The organism is Rhodococcus sp. ACPA4, assembly GCF_002300185.1.
Taxonomy (GTDB): domain Bacteria; phylum Actinomycetota; class Actinomycetes; order Mycobacteriales; family Mycobacteriaceae; genus Rhodococcus_F; species Rhodococcus_F globerula.
The window spans coordinates 1,351,999-1,373,676 of sequence record NZ_NSDY01000001.1 but is presented as its reverse complement, the minus strand read 5'-3'; the positions used below and the strand labels follow the sequence as shown (position 1 = coordinate 1,373,676).

The 21,678-nt window shown below is 63.1% G+C and carries 15 protein-coding genes; 8 read left to right on the top strand and 7 right to left on the bottom strand.

What is annotated here, in order from left to right:
* Window positions 1–10: 10 nt before the first annotated feature.
* Window positions 11–1,252: a cysteine--1-D-myo-inosityl 2-amino-2-deoxy-alpha-D-glucopyranoside ligase gene (mshC, locus tag CJ178_RS06230; RefSeq protein WP_095886370.1), complete on the top strand. Its 1,242-nt coding sequence runs from the start codon at window positions 11–13 to the stop codon at window positions 1,250–1,252.
* A gap of 57 nt (window positions 1,253–1,309) precedes the next feature.
* On the opposite strand, the gene CJ178_RS06225 is transcribed toward mshC, so the two are convergent.
* The 7 genes from CJ178_RS06225 to CJ178_RS06195 form a co-directional block, all read right to left on the bottom strand.
* Entirely contained in the window at window positions 1,310–1,714 is a 405-nt protein-coding gene (locus tag CJ178_RS06225) for a hypothetical protein (RefSeq protein WP_095887865.1), read from the bottom strand.
* 104 nt (window positions 1,715–1,818) lie between these two features.
* A complete protein-coding gene (locus tag CJ178_RS06220) occupies window positions 1,819–5,994 on the bottom strand; it encodes a TIGR02680 family protein (RefSeq protein WP_095886369.1) in 4,176 nt (1,391 codons plus the stop codon).
* The gene (locus tag CJ178_RS06215; protein WP_033231936.1) at window positions 5,991–7,421 is read right to left on the bottom strand and encodes a DUF2398 family protein; all 1,431 of its coding nucleotides are present in this window, start codon (window positions 7,419–7,421) and stop codon (window positions 5,991–5,993) included. The genes CJ178_RS06220 and CJ178_RS06215 overlap by 4 nt, the downstream gene beginning before the upstream one ends.
* A complete protein-coding gene (locus CJ178_RS06210; protein ID WP_095886368.1) occupies window positions 7,418–8,926 on the bottom strand; it encodes a TIGR02677 family protein in 1,509 nt (502 codons plus the stop codon). The genes CJ178_RS06215 and CJ178_RS06210 overlap by 4 nt, the downstream gene beginning before the upstream one ends.
* A gap of 33 nt (window positions 8,927–8,959) precedes the next feature.
* The gene (locus CJ178_RS06205) at window positions 8,960–10,045 is read right to left on the bottom strand and encodes a helix-turn-helix domain-containing protein (RefSeq protein ID WP_095886367.1); all 1,086 of its coding nucleotides are present in this window, start codon (window positions 10,043–10,045) and stop codon (window positions 8,960–8,962) included.
* Between the two features lie 147 nt (window positions 10,046–10,192).
* Window positions 10,193–11,374, bottom strand: a complete 1,182-nt coding sequence (locus CJ178_RS06200; protein WP_095886366.1) for an MFS transporter — start codon at window positions 11,372–11,374, stop codon at window positions 10,193–10,195.
* Window positions 11,371–12,318 (bottom strand): PAC2 family protein, encoded by a 948-nt coding sequence (locus CJ178_RS06195; RefSeq protein WP_033231939.1) that lies wholly within the window; start codon window positions 12,316–12,318, stop codon window positions 11,371–11,373. The genes CJ178_RS06200 and CJ178_RS06195 overlap by 4 nt, the downstream gene beginning before the upstream one ends.
* A 51-nt stretch (window positions 12,319–12,369) precedes the next feature.
* On the opposite strand from CJ178_RS06195, the gene metH reads away from it, so the two are divergent.
* The 7 genes from metH (at window position 12,370) to CJ178_RS06160 (ending at window position 21,459) form a co-directional block, all read left to right on the top strand.
* Window positions 12,370–15,939 (top strand): methionine synthase, encoded by a 3,570-nt coding sequence (metH, locus tag CJ178_RS06190; protein WP_045067836.1) that lies wholly within the window; start codon window positions 12,370–12,372, stop codon window positions 15,937–15,939.
* Window positions 15,932–16,630 carry an HAD family hydrolase gene (locus CJ178_RS06185; RefSeq protein ID WP_045067835.1) on the top strand — a complete coding sequence of 233 codons (699 nt, stop codon included), beginning with the start codon at window positions 15,932–15,934 and terminating at the stop codon, window positions 16,628–16,630. Before metH ends, CJ178_RS06185 begins: the two co-directional genes overlap by 8 nt.
* Window positions 16,631–16,645: 15 nt before the next feature.
* A complete protein-coding gene (trhO, locus tag CJ178_RS06180) occupies window positions 16,646–17,506 on the top strand; it encodes an oxygen-dependent tRNA uridine(34) hydroxylase TrhO (RefSeq protein ID WP_045067834.1) in 861 nt (286 codons plus the stop codon).
* A gap of 58 nt (window positions 17,507–17,564) precedes the next feature.
* Window positions 17,565–18,425: a pseudouridine synthase gene (locus CJ178_RS06175; protein ID WP_373557471.1), complete on the top strand. Its 861-nt coding sequence runs from the start codon at window positions 17,565–17,567 to the stop codon at window positions 18,423–18,425.
* A gap of 58 nt (window positions 18,426–18,483) precedes the next feature.
* Window positions 18,484–18,747 carry a phosphoribosyl-ATP diphosphatase gene (locus CJ178_RS06170; RefSeq protein WP_003944933.1) on the top strand — a complete coding sequence of 88 codons (264 nt, stop codon included), beginning with the start codon at window positions 18,484–18,486 and terminating at the stop codon, window positions 18,745–18,747.
* A 72-nt stretch (window positions 18,748–18,819) separates the two neighbouring features.
* Entirely contained in the window at window positions 18,820–19,671 is an 852-nt protein-coding gene (gene hisG, locus CJ178_RS06165; protein ID WP_033231943.1) for an ATP phosphoribosyltransferase, read from the top strand.
* A 993-nt stretch (window positions 19,672–20,664) separates the two neighbouring features.
* The gene (locus CJ178_RS06160) at window positions 20,665–21,459 is read left to right on the top strand and encodes an MHYT domain-containing protein (RefSeq protein WP_033231944.1); all 795 of its coding nucleotides are present in this window, start codon (window positions 20,665–20,667) and stop codon (window positions 21,457–21,459) included.
* The last annotated feature ends 219 nt before the right edge of the window (window positions 21,460–21,678 follow it).

Below are 21,678 nucleotides of genomic sequence, written 5' to 3'. Positions count from 1 at the left end.
GCTCGCCAGTATGCAGTCTTGGTCCGATACCGCACTCCCGTCCGTACCCGGTCAGGGGCCGCCGTTGCGGCTGTACGACACGGCCGACCGTCAGGTTCGTCCAGTCACCCCCGGGAAGACCGCCACGATGTACGTCTGTGGCATCACACCGTACGACGCGACCCACCTCGGGCACGCCGCCACGTACCTCACCTTCGACCTCGTGAACCGTATCTGGCGCGACGCCGGACACGACGTTCACTACGTCCAGAACGTGACCGACGTGGACGACCCGCTCTTCGAACGCGCCAACCGCGACGGTGAAGACTGGGTTGTTCTCGGAATGCGCGAGACGGCGCTCTTCCGGGAAGACATGGAGGCGCTGCGCGTGCTTCCTCCCAAGGACTACATCGGCGCTGTCGAATCGATCAACGAAGTTGTCGAACTCGTCGAGAAGTTCGTCGCATCCGGCGCGGCCTACATCGTCGACGACGCCGAGTTCCCCGACGTCTACTTCCGGGCCGACGCCACCGAACAGTTCGGTTACGAGTCCGGCTACGACCGCGAGACCATGGAGAAGTTCTTCGCCGAGCGCGGCGGCGATCCGGATCGCGCCGGCAAGCGCAATCCGCTCGACGCACTGGTGTGGCGGGCTGTGCGCCCGGGTGAGCCGTCCTGGCCGTCACCGTTCGGACCGGGCCGCCCCGGGTGGCACATCGAGTGCGCGGCCATTGCACTCAACCGCATCGGCTCCGGTTTCGACCTCCAGGGCGGCGGCAGCGACCTCATCTTCCCGCACCACGAGTTCTCGGCAGCGCACGCCGAATGTGCCACGGGTGACCGTCGTTTCGCGCGTCACTACGTTCACACCGGCATGATCGGTCTGGACGGCGAGAAGATGTCCAAGAGTCGCGGCAACCTCGTGTTCGTCTCGAAGCTTCGTGGCGAAGGGGTCGACCCCGCAGCGATCCGTCTCGGATTGCTGTCCGGCCATTACCGCCAGGACCGGGCGTGGACCGAACAGGTCCTCGAGGACGCGCAGGATCGTCTGAAGGTGTGGCGTGCTGCCGCTGCCCTGAGTTCGGCTGCGTCCGTCACCGACACAGTTGCACGGTTGCGTCAGCATCTCGCCGACGACCTCGACACCCCGAAGGCTCTTGACGCCCTCGACGGTTGGGCGCGTCGTGCACTCGAAGGTGGCGGATCCGACGCACAGGCACCGGGCGAGTTCACCGATGCCGTTGACGCGCTGTTGGGGATTTCGCTGCGCTGATGTATTAGCTGTGCGCCTTTGTCAACCGCGGGCGGTTAACAAAGGCGCACAGTGCTTTCACGGGCACGCCGGCGTCACCATGTCGTAGATCTCGTCGACCTGGGCTTGGGTCGGGACTACGCCGTTATGTTCGGCCTGATCGCGGATTTCGTCGCTGACTTGTTGCTCCGAGGCACCCTCGGCGATGTCGTCGCACGTATCGAGCACGATCTCTTTGATGTCAGCATCGTCTCGATCCTGTGAAAGATCCGGGTAGCGGGTGCGAAATGCCACAACAAATGCAGTGAGTTTTCCCTGATCGACAGCGCTCATCTCGCCCGTCGACGTTCCGGCGGGCATTCGCATGGTTTCTTGACCGGTGGCGTGACCGCTGCCCTGGTTCTGGTCACCGTCGTCGTTTCCGCAGGCGCACATCATCGACGCTGCGCCCGCGATCATGATTGTCGCGATGGCTTTCTTCATGTCGTCTCCGCTCGCAAGGTTCGGCCCATGGATGAAAAGCGCGGGTGGTGCGGTGGTACCCAACCCGGGCGCTTCCCATTCCATCGACCTCGAGGCGCACAGTGCTAGGCGTAGTCGAGCGCACCTTCGGCCGGGGTGGGCACCCTACGGCGCAGCGGAGATCCGAGCGCTCTGGCCAAGTCTGTTCCGTCGTGTTCGGCGAGCAGTTCACCGTTCGACCACACGAGTAGCGCGGCGCTGACGGCTTGCTCGGCCGTCGAGTGAGCCAGGTCGTAGTGTGCGCACCCGGGGACGTCGGCGTACGTGATCCAGAGGTCGTATCCCGTCATGAAGAGGTCGAGGTCGAACTGGACGCTCAATCCCAACAACTCGCTTCGACCGTTGTCGTCGACGCCGGCAAATGCCTCGTCGAGTGCAAGTAGCCGCGGCGCATGCGGATCGGCCGAATCGAGCATGACGTGCGCTGCCGCGAAGAGTGGCAGATGCAGCGACACCGACTGCTCGCCGCCGGACAGCGCGCTGTGCCGAGCGACGGTGAGTCGATCTTCCTTGCCTTCGCCGCTGATGAGGGTGAAGGAGAAGAACCGCCACTGCCGGTAGTCGAGTGCCGACGACAGGATTTCCGGGTACGACCGCTCGGGATGTGCCGCCCGGGCAGTGCGAATCTGCGTCGCAAAATGTGCGCGCAGTGTCGCCAACTCGTCCACGCCCAGCGCCGACGCGTCTCGATCGAGCAGTTTGGAGATGGCGCGGGAGCTGTCGTCGAGGTTGTCGGCCAGAACCCAGTGGACGCCGATGGTGTTGCCGGACGACATGTGCCGCTCACGCATCTCGGTGCCCATCTGCGCGATGAGTTCGCGGGCGTCGACGGTACGCTCGTGGATCTGTTGGGCCAGTCCGGTGAGCAGTGCGTCTTCGAGAATGCGACGCTCGGATTCGGTGAGCAGCTGCTCCTGATCTCCGCGAGCTTCGTGGATGCGGGTTGCGAACTCGCCGATCGAGGAGTGTCCCTGTTCGTCCTGCACGCGGACGACGGTGAGCCCGTCCGGTGCGTCCCACTGCAGGCGGTAATCCTGGCCGGCGGCAGCGAGTTGGGCGTCGAATTCCTGCAGCGCGGACGTCAGGGCCGTGCGGGTTGCCTTGCGCGCACCGTCGGTGACGCGAACCGTCGAGGTTGCCGCGTCGAGTGCCCGGTACAGCTTGTCCACGTCTTCGGGCAGTACCGGCGGGTGCGGGGCGTCGTCGGTGCGGTCCTCGTTCTGGATCCGGTAGACGAGTTGATCGGGGCTCATCCACGCTGCGGAACTGGCAGGCCAGCTCAGCGGTTCGGTGATGCCGAGCAGCTCGAGCAGATCGGGTCGCGCGTACGGCGCGAGTTGCTCTGCGTCGCTGCGCGTTTCGGTGAGGGTGTGTCGCAAGGTCTCGACGGCGGTGTTGTAAGCGCCCTCCGCGGTGCCGATGTGGAGTACGGCCGCGTCGTAGGCCTTACGGGCGGCGCGTTGGTCGACTTTGCATTCCTCGATCTTGGCGCGCGCCTTGGCGAGGTCGAGATCGATTTGCTCGGCACTCGCGCCGAGGGTGTCGCGCAGGGTTTCCAGGCGTTGGACCTGCTGGAGCAGGCTCTCCTCCGCGATGGCCGCTTCTTCGGCAAATTCCTCGGCGTTGGTGCGTGATTCGTCGAGGCGGTCGATCGATTCGCGTTCGAGTTCCACCTCTTTGGCGTACTCGCGTCGGCATCGCAGGGCGACGTCGCCTTGCTTCTCGAAGTGACGGATCGCCGCCGCCAACGAGTCGAGTTCCCGGCCGGCGTGCGGGGTGCGATGCGTCGACGCCGTCGCGCGCAACTGCTTTTCCTTGGCCGCGAGATCCGCTATCGCCGCGTCGAGTTCACGCTGCGCGCTGTCTGTTGCTTCGGACCGTGTGCGCAGAGCGCCCGCCGATTCGGCGACAGCTTTGAGCGCGCGCAGAATCGAGCCGGTCTTGGGGAGTTCTTTTGCGGCCGCGGCAAGTTGAGCCAACTGCTCGTTTGTCTGCGCCACGAGTGCTGTGCCGGTGTCGATTGCCGTGGCAAGTTCGTCGAGGGCAACGTCGATTTCGGCGATCCGGGCAGCGCGACGACGCGCGCGAGCTGTTGTGCCGATGTACTCGGCATCGGTCTTGACGTGCCGTCCGTGGACAACACCCTGCCAGAATCGGCCGTCGACGCCGATAGCAACTGCGGCGGTGGTGGTGTCCGCGTTCTCGACCAGGCTGATCGAGGCGAGAATTCCCCTGACCTGTGCGTCGGGGACGTCGGAGTTGCCCTCGACCTCGAGAACATCGGCGAGGGTGCGTCCCTTGGGCCGCTGCTTTGTCGGGAATGCTGTGAGGAATTGCTCGCTGACGAATTCGGGCAGTTGCTCGCCGGGCACTACCCAGCCGTCCAACATATTTGCCGCTTGTAGTGCGGATTCGATTCCCGTGGCCACGTCGGGTTCGACAGACTCGGCGAACCGAACAAGGCTCCAGAAGGGCGCACCTGGCAGGTCCTTGCGGCTGTCGGTGCGGGCGTGGAATGCGGGCGGAGCATCGTCGTGCTCGGCGGAGACGGCCTTGCGTTCGGCTTTCAGTGCGGTGACGGAGGCGCGGGCGGCTGAGATTTCCGCTTCCGCACTGCGTCGACGCTCCCGCAAGGCTTCGATTCCGGCCTCGGTGTGTTCGGCGAGTACGGCAGCCAGCGTCGGAGCGTCTTCGTCACCGACTGCCGACAGTGCACCGTCCAGTGCCTCGAACAGTGAGGTATCGGCGCCGGCAGCGGCGTAGCGCTCCGAATGCCCGGTCCACCACGAGCGAAGGCCGGTCGCACATTCACTGCGAGCCAATTCGACGGCGGCTTCGCCCTCGAGGACCGCAGCTTTGGCTGATTCCAGCAGTTCTTGGCCACGACGCGACGAATTCTCGGCGCGGGTCCGCTCGGTGGTGGCTTTCTCCACGGTGGCGAGGGCCGCGCGCACAACACGAACGTCTCCGTCGCGCTCTTCGGCGTGGCCACGCACGGCAGCGGTGATCTGATCGCTGCGGGAACCTTCCGGCAGCGGTGTCCAGACGATACCGGCGTCTTCGGCGGCGACGCGCAGTTCGTCCTCGGCCCGCGAGAGTGCTTCGGCACCGCGGCGTACCGACGCGGTGGCCTTTTCGGCTTCGTCGCCGCGCTGCGCCAATGTTGCCTGCGCCTTGCGGGACTTGTCGGCCTGCTGCTCGGTGGACAGTTTCAGCGTTGCGACGGCCTGCGCGAGGTCGTCGAGCTGCTGCTTGCCTTCGTACGCGCTCGAGCGTTGCAGCGCTTCGACATTGGCGCGGGCGTGATCGAGTGCCTGTTCGGCGGCATTGAACCGTTCTTCGGCTGCTGTGCGCGCTTCTCGGCTCCGCAGCTGGGCAACAGCCGATTCGTCCATGGCGGCAACACCTTTGGCGACCGCGGCCAGGCGGGCCCCGACCTGTTCGATCTCGCCCCGCGACTGCTGGCGCAGATACTTGGTGTAGACGCCGATGAAAGTCTGGGCCGCGCCGTCGGCAGCGGCCAGCCCCTCGAGCGCGCGGCCCACTTCTTCCATGTCGCTGAACGAGCGGGCAGCTTCGAGCACCAATTGATCGTCGAGGGGGCGCAGTCCGTCGGTGAGCGCCTGCGAAAGACCCTTCGGGTCAAGGTTCTTCGCTAGCTGCGGACGGCGCAGCGTCAGGATCAGGTTGATCAGCTGGTCGTAACGCTGCACGCCGAGGCCGAACATGCGCGCGTCGATGGCGGTGCGGTAGTCGAGGGGACGGTCCGTGATCGCGTCACTGCCCAGTTGCTCGGCCAACTGCTTCTTTGTCAGCGGGCGATCGTCGGCGCCGATCAGCGAGAAGTCGACACCAACTCGGCCGTCGGCGACGAAGTACCAGCGTGTGACCTTGTCGTTGGTTCGGCTCGCACGCATGCCGATGCCGACGGTGACGGCTTCGGGGTCGTCGAGTGAGCCGCGGCAGAACTCCATCCACACATAGGAGTGTGCGGTGTCCTGCCCGCGATAGAGCAGGTTCGACTTCATGGTGCGTTCTTCGCCGGCAAACGGATTGAGGCGACGCGGTTCGATGCGGCCGTCGAAGACAAACGGGAACAGCACCTCGAGTGCCTTGGTCTTGCCGGATCCGTTGGGTCCGCGCAGGACCAGGCGGCCGTCGGCGAAAGAGAATTCCTGGTCGCGGTAATCCCAGAGGTTGATGATGCCGGACCGGGTAGGTCGGAAACGGGCGCTGTTCATGCGTTTTCTACCTCTGGTTCTTCTGTGCTGCCGGAAAATTCGGAACTGGGCTCGGGTGCGGAGTTGTCGACCGCAAAGTCGATGAGGGGATCGCGTTCGCGGACATTGACCACAACGTCGCGGTAGCGCGCGAGTACGGGCAGAACGAGCACTCCGCCGGGTACCGCGTGTGTCAGGCGCAGTCGCTGCAGCAGGCCGAGTGACTGTTTACGCAGTCCGTTGTGGTCCGCCTGCCACTGCGCCGCAAACGTTCGGCCGAACTGATCCACCAATTCGGTGATCTTGTCAGCCAGCCACGTGTCGTCGATCAGGGGATATGTCGCCGGTTCCTCGGGATCGGCAGGCTCCGCAGCAGGTTCGACCGGTTCGGCATCCTCGTCGGCAAGATCCTCGAAGATTCCGGCCTCGGGGATCGCTGCATCGAGTTGCTCGATGAGGTGGTCGTCGGACTCGGGAGGAAGCGGGAGTTTCGGCAGTTCCGGCGCGTCGACGTCGAGTATCCGATCGGCGATTTCGCCGGCCAGCAGCAGTGCGACCTGGGCGATCGTGCCGGTGCTGGGAAAACGCACGTCAGACAGGCGCCCGGTGGGGTCGATCATCGCGATTCCCTCGGCCCGGCGCTCGGCAACCAGTCCGGTCAACATTTCGACGTCGGACGCGGTCTTGGGTTGGGCCAACGCGATCAGTTCATGCTGATCGAGTTCACCGGCCAACACCACTGGGCGTTCGACGAGAGCCCGACGCACTCGCCGCCCGATTGCCTTGGCGTCCACGGGAACCCCGTCTTCCTCAGCCGCCTGGGATGTTTCGGCAGCGAGGAGTCCGCGAATGGAATGCAGGTGCTGCAGCGCGCGCGGTGGGCGGAACAGTGCCACGACGACGGATCGGTCGATGTCGTAGAGCGCTTCTCCCGCTTCGGGATTGGATGCCCAGCCGTTGGCGTCACCGTCGGCGAGTGCGATGGCGCCGCGCACACCGAGCCAGCCGACGGCGTCGACAAACGCGTCGCGATCGGCACCGCGATCGGTGGACAGTTCGACGCCGTCCACCTGCGCGGCGTCGGCGGCCACGTGATCTGCCAACTCCGACAACGTGATCTGGTTGCCGGCGCGGCCCAAGGCGGCGAGGCACAGGGCCAGGTACGAATAGCGGGTGCGGTCGAACGTGCGCTCGGTTGCCGTCTGGGCGGGTGCCGACGGGTTGAGGCGATCGGAGACCGTGAACAAACGAGCCGTTGTCTCGGTGACCTCGAGGCGGTAACCGAAGAGGTCGAGGAGGTCATCTCGCAGTTCGGTGGCCCACCGGCGTAGCAGTGGCAACGCCGCCCGATCCGGATACGACGTGGTGACCAGGTGATTCGACAGGATGACCCTTGCCGCGCGTTGATACGAATCGAGCGCAAGGGGAGTGATCTCGCGAGCTCTCATCGAACGCTGACCTCGATGCCGTCGAGGTGCATCCGGCCACGCGCGGTGGTGATGGTGGTGGAACCGTCCGACGGGCTCAGCGTCAATTTCACCCCGTTCTCGCTACCGGTGGAACTCTTGACGCGGCCGACGACCGGCACGCGGGCCGTCAGTGCGGCATTGAGCAAACTCAGCAAAACTTCGGTCTCCTGCTCGTTGAGCTCACGTTGATACACACCGTTGGTGGCCAGGGATTGTGCTGCGGCACTGCGGGTTCGCTGCGCCGCGAGCTGTTCTTCGCGCAGCCGTCGGATACTTCCGTCGTTGCGGGCGACCTTGCTGGGCAAGCCGGGCGACGGTGGGCGCCCTGTTTCCGCCAGGGTGCGGGCGATCTCGACGGGCGGTGCCTCCCACCAGGATCGGTGGTGGGAAATAATGTCGGCGTCTGGGTGAACCATCGACAGGTGGCGCGGGCGACCGAGGTCGAACACGGCCTGGAACAGTGCATGAGCCGCGTCCTCGGACGGTGTGGAGGCAAACCACCCGGCGAGATGGCGCAGCTGGCTTTCGCGGCTGACACCGCCCCGTCGGGTTTCGGTGACGCGGCGCAACAGCGCGAGCACTGCGGCAATCGCGCTCATCGTTCCTTCGCGCAGTCGCTCGGACTCACTGATTCCGGTCTCGGCGGAGACGAACCACGCGGTCAAGCCGCGCCAGCGGGCCATCCAGTCGTCTTCGCGTTCGCCGATCGGAACGAACACTCGCTCGTCGCTTGCGGCGGCGAGCCGGATCATCCGGTCGACACCCGTCGATTCGACGTGCTCGATGGCTTCCTTGAGTTTCGGGGCGTACCGCGCGAGGTCGGAGCTGAATTCGCGCATGTGTGTCAGCAGGGCGTCCTTGTGGTTCAGGAATGCCTGCGGCGTGACTTCCGTCGTCCGAACCAGATCGCCGAGCGTGAGATAGAAGTGCGCGGCTCGATCGGCCATGTCGGACAGTGTCGAGTCGAGGCGTTTGAGTTTGCGGAAGATGAGGTCGCCGTCTGCCGTTCGATTGGCTTCGGCCAATTCCGACATGTCGGCCAGAAGGTCCGCCAGCGCCAGTCGTGAGAGGGACGAATTGTCGAGCCTGGCGGCAAGAACGTCCTCGACGGACCGGTACACCTGATACCCGGCCTGGCCGAACTGGTACACAAAATGGCGGTTCCGATACTCGGCTAACGACGCGGCGCGTGTGCCGTCGTAGCTGCGTTCGAGAATCTCCCACACGTGCAACTGGTCCAGCAGAGGCGCAATCTCGGTCGACGACAGCTGAGCGGCGGGATCCGAGCCACCGATCTTCTCGAGGATCTGAGCGACCGTCCCCGCATGGAGCAGGACTGTGTAATTGGCGCGGGCGTGGTCGAATGCGCGAAGTACCCACAGGTACTCGGCGCGCTTCTCGGCGACCGTGAACGAAAACAATTTCAGTCGATGGGTATCCGCGTACGCCGTCGCTACGCCCGCGATATGCGTTTCATTCACCATGACAGCGTAGGCGAGAGTGTCGTCCGAATTTCCCTACGGTCGATCCTTGGCTGGGGAGGCGGCGCGTCGCCACTGCGATTCGTTCTCGATCATCCAGCCCATCAGGTGATCGGCCGCTGCTTCGTCGGCATCCGGACCGACGAGAAGATCGGCGTAGGCCTGACTCGGAGACACGATCCGGATGCCGTCGCGGGTGAGAATTCGGTCGAACACCGACGGCGACAGGGGAGCGGTGACCCACACATCGGCACCGGTCTCGACGCGCCGTAGGCCCAACGCGTCGGCAAATTGGTCGACGTTGTCGGCGTGGAAATGAGCCCGCTGAGTGGGCGCATACCGGGCGAACGGCGCGGCAGCGACGGATGCCGTTGCCGCATAGATGTGTCCGCTGAGTTGGCGGAGCTGATCGAAGAGCGCTTCAAGTCCGTCTGGAGCGTGAAAGCCGTGCGGTGTGGGTGCTTTGGCGATGGATTCCTGTGCCCACTCCCGGAGCATTTTCTGCCAGTTGGCGTCGGCGATGCCGCCGCGGGGGAGTCTGGTCACCAATTCCCGATCCGCGAGGGTTTGCACTACTCGATACGTTGCGCCCGTTGATGCCCCGGCCAAACGGACCAGAGCGGTGATCGCCAGGGGTGGAGCAAAATCTGCGAGCGCCCGCACGACCCGCGCCGACGGATCGCCGGCCAGTTGGCCCGACGGCCGGCCGGGGCCGCGCCACGGATCGGCGTCGGCGCCCCTGCCTCGCACCCAGACGGCAGGGCGATCGGCGGTGAGTGAGACGTTGCCCGTCGCATCGGCGTAGGAGAGTGCATGGGCGTCGAGTTGGCGGCGCACCGGTTCGGATAGATATTTGGCGCAGACGAACCCGGTTTGCCCGGTGGGGAAGCGGTCGGCGAAACCGGGAACGTCGCTGCTGAGAACTCCATGTGCGGCGTAGACGCCGAACTTCGCGACCGACCCGTCAGGGGAGCGCAGGTCGAGGCGAATGGGTGCTTCGGACAGATCGGGGGAGCGTTGCGTCGACAGTGACCAGGTGGCGGGCAGATTTTCTTCGATGATCGCGACGGATCGCCGAAAAATGTCGATGGGGCGCTCTGGTTCCGACTCGGATTCGCTCATTGTTCCATTGTATCAATATCTGTCGCTGACGGAAACACCAAATTTACCGAATATTTGTCGTCAGTTCTATCCGAACCAACGAGCTCAATTCACCAAGTCGCCGCACTTCAGCAACCCAAAGGATCAGAAAATCATCGACGGAGGGGGCTAAGCCTCCGCGGTATTCGACGGTTTCTGCCGAGGCATGATCAGCGGAGCCACAACAGCAAGTAGAGCGGCGGGTATCAGGAAACTTGCGATGGACGAGGCGTCGTAGATCGGAGTGAGAGCGAGGGGAGCGAGTGCCGCGCCGCCGAAGCGCATTGCCTGGACGACGGATACCGCGCCGCCGCGATTCGGACCCTGCGAGCCGAGCACCGCCGCGTTGACGCCGACGAGTACGAACTGGCTGGACACACCGGCAATAAACCAGGCGATCGCAATCGCCGGGATAGCGGACGCGAGTCCTACGACTGCAACGAGTACAGCGCCGCTGATTGCGCCGATGGTCACTGCCTTCCGGGCGCCGATGCGGTCGATCAGGATTCCCGCTCGTCGGGCGGCGATAATGCCGGCCAAACCGAACAGCGTCAGCATCAGACCGCGGGCTGTGGGCGAGAGACCGAACTCGTCCTCGAACCGGAATGCCAGGAGGAAGCTCAGACCGCCGAGTGCGCCCCAACCAAGGAGGGCGGCAACGCCGATCCGCAGCACTTCCGGACGCAGTGCGTCACGGAGTCTGGCGGGCGCGGCAGACGGAGGCGCCGTGGTTTTGGGTAACCCGACGGCGCCCAGAACTCCAGCTACAACCGCGATGACGAGAAATGCGAGGCGCCAATCGAATTCGGCTGCGAGGCCGCCGATCAGGGGAGCGGACGACTGGCCGGCGGCCTGAAACGCACCGAAGGCGCCCAGCGCGCGGCCGAGTCGGGCCTGTGGCGTCGCTGCTGCCAATGATGCAAGCAAGAGGGGAGTTGTGAAGGCATTGGCGCTACCTTGCAGGACCCGAGCTGCAAGGAAGATGTCCAGCGTCGGAGCCAGGAAACATGCCAACGACGCGACCACGTACACGCCATACGCGATGCGGACGGTGCGCACTTTGCCCCACCGGGAGCCGAGAGTTCCCGACACCAACATCAATGCCGCAAAAGGCAGAAGGTACGCAGTGAGCGACGACGCGGCCGCGGACGCCCCGACCCCCAGGTCGTCGCCGATCTCGGGGAGAACGGACGCCACCACGCCGCCGCCGAACGGGCCGAGAAACCCGCCGGCGTACAGCGCGATCAACTGGAGGCGAAGGCGAAGCGGTCTGGGGTTGTGCGTGTTTTCGTCGGGAGAAGTGTTGCTCACAGCCCGAAGCTACCGGGGCCTCGCCGCCGCAGGTAACGCTCGAATTCGGCAGCGATCGCATCGCCGTCGATCTTGGCGATTGCTTCTGTGATGTCTGTCTCAGCGTCGCCGCGCTCTTCCAAAGTCCGTACGTATTCGCCGATCTCCTCGTCGTCTGCAGTCATTTCGTTGACCGCTTCTTCCCAGTCCTCGGATTGAGAGGGGAGTTCGCCCAGGGGAACCTCGATGTCGAGAACGTCTTCGACGCGCTGCAGCAGTGCCACCGTGGCTTTGGGGTTGGGCGGCTGAGACACGTAGTGCGGCACCGCTGCCCAGAACGAGATGGCTGGTACGCCGGCCCGGACGCACTCGTCCTGAAGAACTCCGGTGATACCGGTGGGGCCTTCGTAGCGAGTCTGCTCGAGGTTGAATCGAGCTGCGGATTCGCTGCTGTATGCGGTTCCGGTCACCGGTACCGGACGGGTGTGCGGGGTGTCTGCGAGAAGTGCTCCGAGGATGACCACCGTCTTGACGTTCAGTTGGTCGATCAGCTCGAGGAGATCCTCGCAGAAGCTGCGCCAACGCATGTTCGGCTCGATACCGTGAAGCAGAACGATGTCGCTCTCGCTGCCAGGCGGTGAGCAGACGGACAAACGTGTGGCAGGCCACACGATTTCTCGGGTGACGCCGTCGACCTGCCGTACGGTCGGGCGGTTGACCTGATAGTCGTAGTAGTCCTCCGAATCGAGTTCCGCGAGCGGTTGGGCATCCCAGATCAGTTCGAGGTGCTCGACGGCGCCGCTGGCGGCGTCACCTGCGTCGTTCCAGCCTTCGAAGGCTGCCACGAGAATGGGATCGCGGAGCACGGGGATATCGCCCTGGGGGCGATCAGGGCTCTCGAAGGCCGCGGAATCATCGAAATCGACCGGGCCGTCGGGAGTGACGGGGAACTCACTTGGACTCACCCACCCAGCCTACGGCCAGAGCATCGGAGAGCGCCCACTACTCTGGACGGCATGTCTGCCCCATTTAACTCTGCCCTGCTTGATGCGTTGAATCAGCGCGTTGTCATCGGCGACGGAGCGATGGGCACCATGTTGCAGGCCGCGGACCTCACACTAGATGATTTCCTCGGACTCGAGGGGTGCAATGAGATCCTCAACGACACCCGCCCCGACGTGCTCAAAGACATCCACCGCGCGTACTTTGCCGCCGGTGCCGATGCTGTCGAGACCAACACTTTCGGGTGCAACCTGCCCAACCTCGCCGACTACGACATCTCGCATCGAATCCGTGAGCTTTCCGAGAAGGGCACTGCCCTCGCTCGTGAGGTAGCTGACGAGATGGGGCCAGGCCGCGACGGTATGGCCCGCTTTGTTCTCGGCTCGATGGGCCCGGGAACCAAGCTGCCCAGCCTGGGCCACGCCCCGTTTGCGATCCTGCGGGACGCGTACACCGAATCCGCCCTCGGCATGATCGAAGGCGGCGCCGACGCCATCCTCGTCGAGACCTGCCAGGACCTCCTTCAGGTCAAGGCTGCGATTCTCGGCAGCCAGCGGGCGATGGAGCAGTTGGGCTTGCGGATTCCGATCATCACGCACGTGACGGTCGAGACCACCGGAACCATGCTTCTCGGCAGCGAGATCGGGGCCGCGTTGACGGCACTCGAGCCGCTCGGCATCGACATGATCGGACTCAACTGCGCAACCGGTCCGGCAGAGATGAGCGAGCACCTTCGCCATCTGTCCAAGTACTCGACGCTGCCGGTCTCCGTCATGCCGAACGCCGGCTTGCCGCAGCTCGGCCCCAATGGTGCCGAGTACCCGCTGACCGCAGACGAATTGGCCGAAGCCCTCAGCGGATTCGTCTCCGAATTCGGTCTCGGCATGGTGGGTGGCTGCTGCGGAACCACCCCCGACCACATCAGGGCAGTTGCCGACGCGGTTCGCCTCGTGGAGAAGGCGCAGCGCACCCCGATTCACGAGGCCAGCACGTCGTCGTTGTACTCGGCTGTCCCGTTCGAACAGGACGCCAGCATCCTGATGATCGGCGAGCGCACGAACTCCAACGGCTCCAAGGCATTCCGTGAAGCAATGCTGTCCGAGGATTACCAGAAGTGCCTGGACATCGCGAAGGATCAGACTCGCGACGGCGCGCACATGCTCGACCTCAACGTCGACTACGTGGGCCGCGACGGCGCTGCCGACATGTCCGCACTCGCCAGCCGGTTGGCAACGGCGTCGACGCTGCCGATCATGCTCGACTCCACCGAACCTGCGGTTCTGCAGGCCGGACTCGAGCACCTCGGTGGACGTTGTGCCGTCAACTCCGTCAACTACGAGGACGGCGCCGGTCCCGAGTCTCGTTTCCACAAGATCATGACGTTGGTCAAGGAGCACGGCGCTGCCGTTGTCGCGTTGACCATCGACGAGGAGGGCCAGGCGCGCACGGCCGAGACCAAGGTCGCGATCGCCAAGCGCCTGATCGAGGACATCACAGGCAACTGGGGTCTCGCCGAGTCCGACATCATCGTCGACGCTCTCACCTTCCCGATCTCCACCGGTCAGGAAGAAGTGCGCCGCGACGGCATCGAGACCATCGAAGCGATCCGTCAGCTCAAGGCCGCTTACCCGGAACTGCACTTCACACTGGGTATTTCCAACATTTCCTTCGGCTTGAACCCCGCCGCTCGGCAGGTGCTCAACTCGGTGTTCCTGCACGAATGCACCGAGGCCGGCCTCGACACCGCGATCGTGCACGCCTCCAAGATCCTGCCGATGGCACGGATCCCGGAAGAACAGCGTGTGACCGCACTCGACCTGGTTTACGACCGTCGCAGCGAAGGGTACGACCCCCTGCAGAAGTTGATGGAACTGTTCGAGGGTGTCTCGGCAGCGTCTGCCCGTGAGTCACGCGCTCAGGAACTTGCCGGTCTGCCACTGTTCGATCGCCTCGAGCGTCGCATCGTCGACGGCGAGCGCAACGGCCTCGACGACGATCTCACCGAAGCGATGACGGTCAAGTCCCCGATCGAAATCATCAACGAGACACTGCTTTCGGGCATGAAGACCGTCGGTGAGCTGTTCGGTTCCGGACAGATGCAGTTGCCGTTCGTTCTGCAGTCCGCTGAGGTCATGAAGGCAGCAGTTGCGTTCCTCGAGCCGCACATGGAAGCGACGGACGACGACGGCAAGGGTCGCCTCGTCATTGCGACGGTCAAGGGCGACGTCCACGATATCGGCAAGAACCTTGTCGACATCATCTTGAGTAACAACGGTTACGACGTCGTGAACCTCGGCATCAAGCAGCCCATCGCGACCATTCTCGATGCTGCGATCGAGCACAAGGCCGATGTCATCGGCATGTCCGGACTGCTCGTGAAGTCGACAGTGGTCATGAAGGACAACCTCAAGGAACTGAACTCTCGCGGTGTCTCGGAACAGTTCCCGGTGTTGCTGGGCGGTGCGGCGCTGACGCGTTCGTACGTCGAGAACGACCTTCAAGAGGTGTACGACGGAACCGTGAGTTACGCACGCGACGCTTTCGAGGGTCTGAATCTGATGGATCAGATCATGACCGAAAAGCGTGGCGGCGGACCCGCGCCGGACAGCCCTGAGGCGATCGCCGCGCGTGAGAAGGTTGCCGAGCGGAAGGCTCGTCATGAGCGTTCCAAGCGGATCGCCGAAAAGCGTAAGGCCGAAGCAGCTCCCGTCGTTCTGCCGGAACGGTCCGATGTTGCAGTCGACATCCCTGTTCCGACCCCCCCGTTCTGGGGCAGCCGCATCGTCAAGGGCGTGGCACTGTCCGAGTACGCCGGTCTGCTCGACGAGCGCGCACTGTTCCTGGGGCAGTGGGGACTTCGTGGTCAGCGTAAGGGCGACGGTCCGACGTACGAAGAGTTGGTCGAAACCGAAGGCAAGCCGCGACTGCGGTACTGGCTGGACCGGTTGACGGCCGAGGGCATTCTCGCGCACGCCGCCGTGGTCTACGGCTACTTCCCGGCGGTGTCCGAGGGTGACGACGTCATCGTGCTCACCGAGCCGAAACCGGATGCGCCGGAACGATTCCGGTTCACCTACCCGCGTCAGCACCGGGACCGTTTCCTGTGCATCGCGGACTTCGTGCGCTCGCGTAAGGAAGCAGAAGCGACCGGTCAGGTGGACGTTCTCCCGTTCCAATTGGTCACCATGGGGCAGCCGATCGCGGACTTCGCCAACGAGCTGTTCGCGTCGAATTCGTACCGTGACTACCTCGAAGTTCACGGCATCGGTGTTCAGCTGACGGAATCACTTGCCGAGTACTGGCATCGCCGGGTCCGTGAAGAACTGGTTCTGCCTGGCGGTCATTCGGTTGCCGAGCAGGATCCCACCGACGTGTCCGGCTACTTCGACCTCGAATACCGCGGCGCGCGTTACTCCTTCGGATACGGGGCCTGCCCGGATCTCGAGGACCGCGCCAAGTTGGTCGCGTTGCTCGAGCCGGAGCGCATCGGCGTTCACCTCTCGGAGGAACTGCAGTTGCATCCGGAACAGTCCACCGACGCATTTGTCCTGCACCACCCGGAAGCCAAGTACTTCAATGTCTGAGTTGTTGACCGAGGTATCCGAGACGACGCTTGGTGGTGTCCTGTGGGACATGGACGGCACCTTGCTCGATTCGGAGAAGTTGTGGGACGTTGCGCTGCGTGAGCTGTCGCTACGCCTGGGCGGGCCGATGACGGAGGCGACGCGCGTTGCCGTCATCGGCGCGTCGAGCCCGTTTGCCCTGGCAACGGTGTTCGATTCGCTGGGGCTCGAGCAGCACCCGGAGGCAGTCGCCGAGGCCAAGGACTGGATGTACGCCCGCGTCGGCGATCTGTTCGAGGACGGTGTGACCTGGCGTCCCGGCGCGCAGGATGCACTGGCGATTGTTCGCGACGGGGGACTTCTCTCGGCTCTGGTCACCAATACCGAGCGGGTACTGGTCGATCGCGCACTCGGGATGCTCGGACGAGAGTTCTTCGACCACAGCGTCTGCGGCGACGAGGTAGCCAACGGCAAGCCTGCCGCGGATCCGTATCTGAGGGGTGCTGCGCTTCTCGGTTTGGAACCGTCACAGTGTCTGGCGATCGAGGATTCGCCGACAGGCACGGCTGCGGCCACCGCTGCGGGCTGCGGCGTGCTTGTTGTTCCCTGTGAAGTCGATGTTCCGGCGGGGCCGGGACGTATCTTCCGGGAGTCGTTGACGGACTTGTCGATTCATGATCTCCACGACGTTCATGCGCGTGCGGCACGTTAGGCTGGTGTAGCAAAAGTGTCCATTCCGAAAATTGTTCTGTTCTACCAGTTCACGCCGTTGGCCGATCCCGAAGCGATCAGGTTGTGGCAGCACAGCCTCGCCGAGTCGAACAATCTGACCGGCCGAATCCTGATCTCGCAACACGGAATCAACGCGACGGTGGGCGGCGATATCGAGGACGTCAAGCGATACGTCCGCGGCACCCGCGGGTACGAACCGTTCCGCATGGCCGACATCAAGTGGTCGGACGGACTCGGCAACGATTTCCCGCGCCTGTCCGTCAAGGTGCGCAGCGAAATCGTGACTTTCGGTGCGCCCGACGAACTCGAGGTCGATGCCAAAGGTGTGGTGGGCGGCGGCGTCCACCTGGCGCCGAAGGAACTGCACGAACTGGTCGACAACCGCGGTGACGACGTTGTCTTCTTCGACGGCCGTAATGCCTTCGAGGCCGAAATCGGACGCTTCCGCGACGCCGTTGTTCCGGACGTGACAACAACACGGGATTTTGTCAGCGAACTCGACAGCGGCAAGTACGACCACCTCAAGGACAAGGCAGTGGTCACCTATTGCACTGGTGGAGTGCGCTGCGAAGTGTTGTCGTCGTTGATGCGCTCACGCGGTTTCGGTGAGGTGTACCAACTCGACGGCGGGATCGTGCGTTACGGCGAGACGTTCGGCGACAAGGGCCTGTGGGACGGATCGTTGTACGTCTTCGACAAGCGGATGAACATCGAATTCTCGCCCGAGGCAAAGGTTCTCGGTGTGTGTGTCGACTGTGGAACGCCGACGCCACGTTTCCGCAACAGAATCGACGGCGACGGACGCACCCTCGAATTGCTGTGCGAGAGTTGCTCACCCGATCTCGAACAGGTCTAGAGGCGTGCCAAAGGCTCCGCTGCCGATCCGAGACGGGCTCGGGCCGGATCGGTTGCGGATGCCCCGGACGTCCGACGCGCGTACCGTCCTCGAGTTTCTGGTCGGTGAGTTTCCCGGCGAGCACGAGCTGTGGAACGCCCTCGTCGCTGCTGGTGACGTCGTCGACGAGCACGGGCGGATCATTTCGAGCGAGACTCCGTATCAGCCCACCCGCTTCGTCTACTTCTACCGCGAACCACCACCCGAAATCCCGGTCCCGCACGAGATCGAGATCCTGTACCGCGACGAGCAGATCCTGGTCATCGACAAACCGCACTTCCTCGCGACCATCCCGCGCGGCGCGCACATCGTCGAAAGCGCGGTCGTCCGTCTACGTCGTGACCTTCATCTCCCTGATCTGGCGCCGGTACATCGACTGGACCGCATGACCGCCGGTGTCATCGTGTTTACCGTGACTCCGGACCTGCGACGGCCTTATCAGGAACTCTTCGCGGAGCAGAAGATCGTCAAGGAGTACGAAGCTATAGCGGGATTCGATCCGGAATTGACGTTTCCACGCATCGTCCGTAGCCGGATCAACAAGGTGCACGGGGAGATGACCGCCACCGAAGTCGAGGGCGAACCGAACAGTGAAACCCGAGTCGAGTTGGTCGAGCTACTCACTGATTCTGCTGGTAGCACGCTCGGTCGATACCGGCTGTTCCCGAAAACCGGGCGCACCCACCAACTACGACTGCACCTGAACTCGATGGGCATACCCATCCTCGGTGACAACTACTACCCGAACTACCGTCCGGCGATACCCGGTGACTTCTCCACACCGTTGCGACTCCTCGCCCGGGCACTGGAATACCCCGACCCGATCACCGGCCACACTCGCCGGTTCGTCAGCACACGCGCTCTCGATCAGGGCTTGTGACGGGCCAGCCTGTAGGCCTGTGAAAATCCGTTCCGCACTCGTGAAAGAATAGCTACCCGTGAAGACCTTCGAATCCTTGTTCGCCGAGTTGACCGAGCGTGCTGCCACCCGTCCCGAGGGGTCCGGCACCGTCGCCGCCCTCGATGCCGGTGTTCACGCACAGGGCAAAAAGGTCATCGAGGAAGCCGGTGAAGTGTGGATCGCTGCGGAGTACCAGAGCGATGAGCAGCTAGCCGAAGAAATTTCTCAGCTCTTGTACTGGACTCAGGTGTTGATGGTCGGCCGCGGGCTGACCCTCGAAGACGTGTACCGACATCTGTGAAGAGGATCTGACCCGACAGTTCCGGTTCCCTTTTCCCACGTCTGACCACACCTTCCGAAAGGACGTTCACTGATGTTGCGCGTCGCAGTTCCCAACAAGGGTTCGCTGTCCGAGTCCGCCGCCGAAATCCTCAGCGAAGCGGGCTACCGCCGTCGTACCGATTCCCGCGACCTCACGGTTCTTGACCCTTCCAACCAAGTCGAGTTCTTCTTCCTGCGCCCCAAGGACATTGCCATCTACGTCGGATCGGGTGAGCTCGATCTGGGCATCACCGGTCGCGACCTCGCCGGAGATTCCGGTGCACCGGTTTCGGAGCGTTTGGCGCTCGGTTTCGGTCGCTCGTCCTTCCGTTACGCCGCACCTGCCGGCAAGGACTGGACCGTCGAAGATCTTGCCGGCCTCCGTATTGCGACGTCGTACCCGAACCTGGTTCGCAGTGACCTCGCCGCTCGCGGCATCGACGCTTCCGTCATCCGCCTCGACGGCGCCGTGGAGATCTCGATCCAGCTCGGTGTCGCCGACGCCATCGCCGACGTGGTCGGTTCCGGCCGCACTCTGCGTCAGCACAACCTTGTTGCCTTCGGCGATTCTCTGTGCGACTCGGAAGGTGTCCTGATCGAGCGCACCGGCGCCCCGCAGGACGACGCGGCCCGTAACCAGTTGATCGAGCGTGTTCGCGGAATCGTGTTCGCTCAGCAGAACCTGATGATCGACTACGACTGCCCGCGCGGCATTCTCGACGAAGCAATCAAGATGACGCCGGGCATGGAATCTCCGACTCTGTCTCCGCTGGCCGATCCGGAATGGGTCGCCGTGCGCGCCATGGTTCCCATCAAGGGACACAACCAGGTAATGGATGCTCTGGCTGAACTTGGCGCCCGGGCCATTCTCGCGTCCAACATTCGTTCGGTACGCGCGTTCTGATCAGTTAGTTCTCGTGTATTCGCGCCCGTTCCGGAACATCGGGAACGGGCGCGAATCTGTATCGCCTGGACGCATACCGCCCTCGTCTGTAGTGCCTGTGTGTGTCAGGTCATTCAACGCAGCAAACTGAGAGCGTCCATCTTGTCTACGAGAATGGTCTTACAACAAGCAGGCAGTGCGTTGTCGCGTCGCGCGGCCGGGCGACGGGTCTTGTCGCCATTGGGCGTATCCGACTCGACCCGCAATCCTAGGCTTGCGATGTGGAGCAGGCGGTAACGCCACTCGAATCCGGAGGTCGCCGAGAGTCTGCATCGCCCACTGTTCGAGACTTGACGTGTTGCCGGGTCGATCGGTGGCTGTCTAACGGCCATCCGGTCTGTAGTCACGGCCACCCAGTGCCGGATGTGACCAGCCAGACCAATGATCGGCGTCGAATCGCTATGGGGCTGAACGCAATTCAAGATCTTGATGGAAGGGTTGAGAAGCAAGGATCGAATTGGCCGATGTCATATTCGAGCGCCCGATAGATGTGGTGGGCGTGTGGACGCAGTCTCTATCGTGGTCATCCCCAATTCTCTTCCGTCGTTTGAATTAGCCGCACCATCATGGCGGCGGTCGTTATCACAAATGGTCGTTGCTCTTCGTTTCAGTTGAGCAGAATCGGGCGTGAGTAATAGCCTTCGGACGATTCGATATACCTGCAGAAATTGGAATTCGATAGCCACAACAGAATGTGGTGCCAATCACACTGAAGCATTCGAGCATTGAGTCCACGAGTAGCGGGCGAATTCGCCGCAATTTGTCCGCGTGGGCTCGAAGTCGTTACGAAGCGGCATCGGTATTGCTCGTTTCTTCGAAAATCGTTTATCGAATCAGCACATCGTGATTGTCCTGCACGCTGCGCCTCGTCTGGTAGTGGTACTGCTGCCACCTGAAATCTCTGTGAGAGAGTGCATCAATTGAAAGTGTCAACAACAATCCTAAGGATCTGGCATGTCGGATGAAATGCACCACTTCTCGATGGGAATCTGGCTGCTCGCACTCGCCTTCGTTGTTTCCGTCGCCGGATCGGTTATCGGTTTGGCGTGCACGCGTCATTCCATGAATGCCACGACCCGCGAATCGCGGATGCGCTGGTTGTTCATGGCTGCACTGTCGATCGGTGGTGTCGCCATATGGTTGATGCACTTCATCGCGATGCTCGGGTTCTCCGTGCCGGGAAGCCCCATTCGATACAGCCTGATGTGGACAGTGGTCTCGGCACTGATTTCCGTGACCGCGGTTTTCGTCGGATTGGTGATCATCGGCACCGAGTTCCGGTTGAGTCGACTCCTCGCCGGTGGCCTCGTCATGGGCGTCGCGGTCAATGTCATGCACTACACAGGTATGCGCGCCTTGCGCTTTCAGGGCGAGATCCACTACGACGTGTACTTTGTCGCACTCTCGCTCCTGATTGCCGTCGTTGCCGGCACCGTTGCGTTGTGGTTCACGATGATTGTGGAATCCACGGTGCTGCGTTTATTCGCCGGCGTGATCATGGGCGTTGCAGTAGTCAGCATGCACTACACGGGAATGGCCGCTGTAGAAGTTGTTCACGATCCGTCGGCAACTACTCCCGAGGGTCTCGAGGTGTTCTCGTTCCTGTTTCCCGTCTTCGTGCTCGGTCTCTTGGCACTGGCTATTCCGATTGTGGCAGTCTTGACCGCTCCGGATCCTGTGACCGCACATATGGATTCCGCTGCCGATGAATTGGCATCGGAAGCGCGGGAATTTGCAGTGAGAGACTGAACCGCAGGATTCAGGTCAGGGCCTCGCCGAACAGATTTTCGGATGTGACTTTTCTGGCCTCATCCATCTTTAGTCGGGCGGTGCTGACATGAGGTTGATTTCAATCTCAATGTCGGCGTCGCCCGCTGATCCCCATAGTCGTGCCTTGAAAATGGACATAAAACCTACATAGCAGACAAAAAATCTGGACAATAGGGACTATCGGCGCAATGCGATAAA

Bases quoted from the DNA above. Each gene is read 5' to 3' on its own strand.
- mshC (WP_095886370.1), top strand. From the start codon at position 11: ATGCAGTCTTGGTCCGATACCGCACTCCCGTCCGTACCCGGTCAGGGG.
- CJ178_RS06225 (WP_095887865.1), bottom strand. From the start codon at position 1,714: ATGAAGAAAGCCATCGCGACAATCATGATCGCGGGCGCAGCGTCGATG.
- CJ178_RS06220 (WP_095886369.1), bottom strand. From the start codon at position 5,994: ATGAACAGCGCCCGTTTCCGACCTACCCGGTCCGGCATCATCAACCTC.
- CJ178_RS06215 (WP_033231936.1), bottom strand. From the start codon at position 7,421: ATGAGAGCTCGCGAGATCACTCCCCTTGCGCTCGATTCGTATCAACGC.
- CJ178_RS06210 (WP_095886368.1), bottom strand. From the start codon at position 8,926: ATGGTGAATGAAACGCATATCGCGGGCGTAGCGACGGCGTACGCGGAT.
- CJ178_RS06205 (WP_095886367.1), bottom strand. From the start codon at position 10,045: ATGAGCGAATCCGAGTCGGAACCAGAGCGCCCCATCGACATTTTTCGG.
- metH (WP_045067836.1), top strand. From the start codon at position 12,370: ATGTCTGCCCCATTTAACTCTGCCCTGCTTGATGCGTTGAATCAGCGC.
- CJ178_RS06185 (WP_045067835.1), top strand. From the start codon at position 15,932: ATGTCTGAGTTGTTGACCGAGGTATCCGAGACGACGCTTGGTGGTGTC.
- CJ178_RS06175 (WP_373557471.1), top strand. From the start codon at position 17,565: ATGCCCCGGACGTCCGACGCGCGTACCGTCCTCGAGTTTCTGGTCGGT.
- hisG (WP_033231943.1), top strand. From the start codon at position 18,820: ATGTTGCGCGTCGCAGTTCCCAACAAGGGTTCGCTGTCCGAGTCCGCC.
- CJ178_RS06160 (WP_033231944.1), top strand. From the start codon at position 20,665: ATGTCGGATGAAATGCACCACTTCTCGATGGGAATCTGGCTGCTCGCA.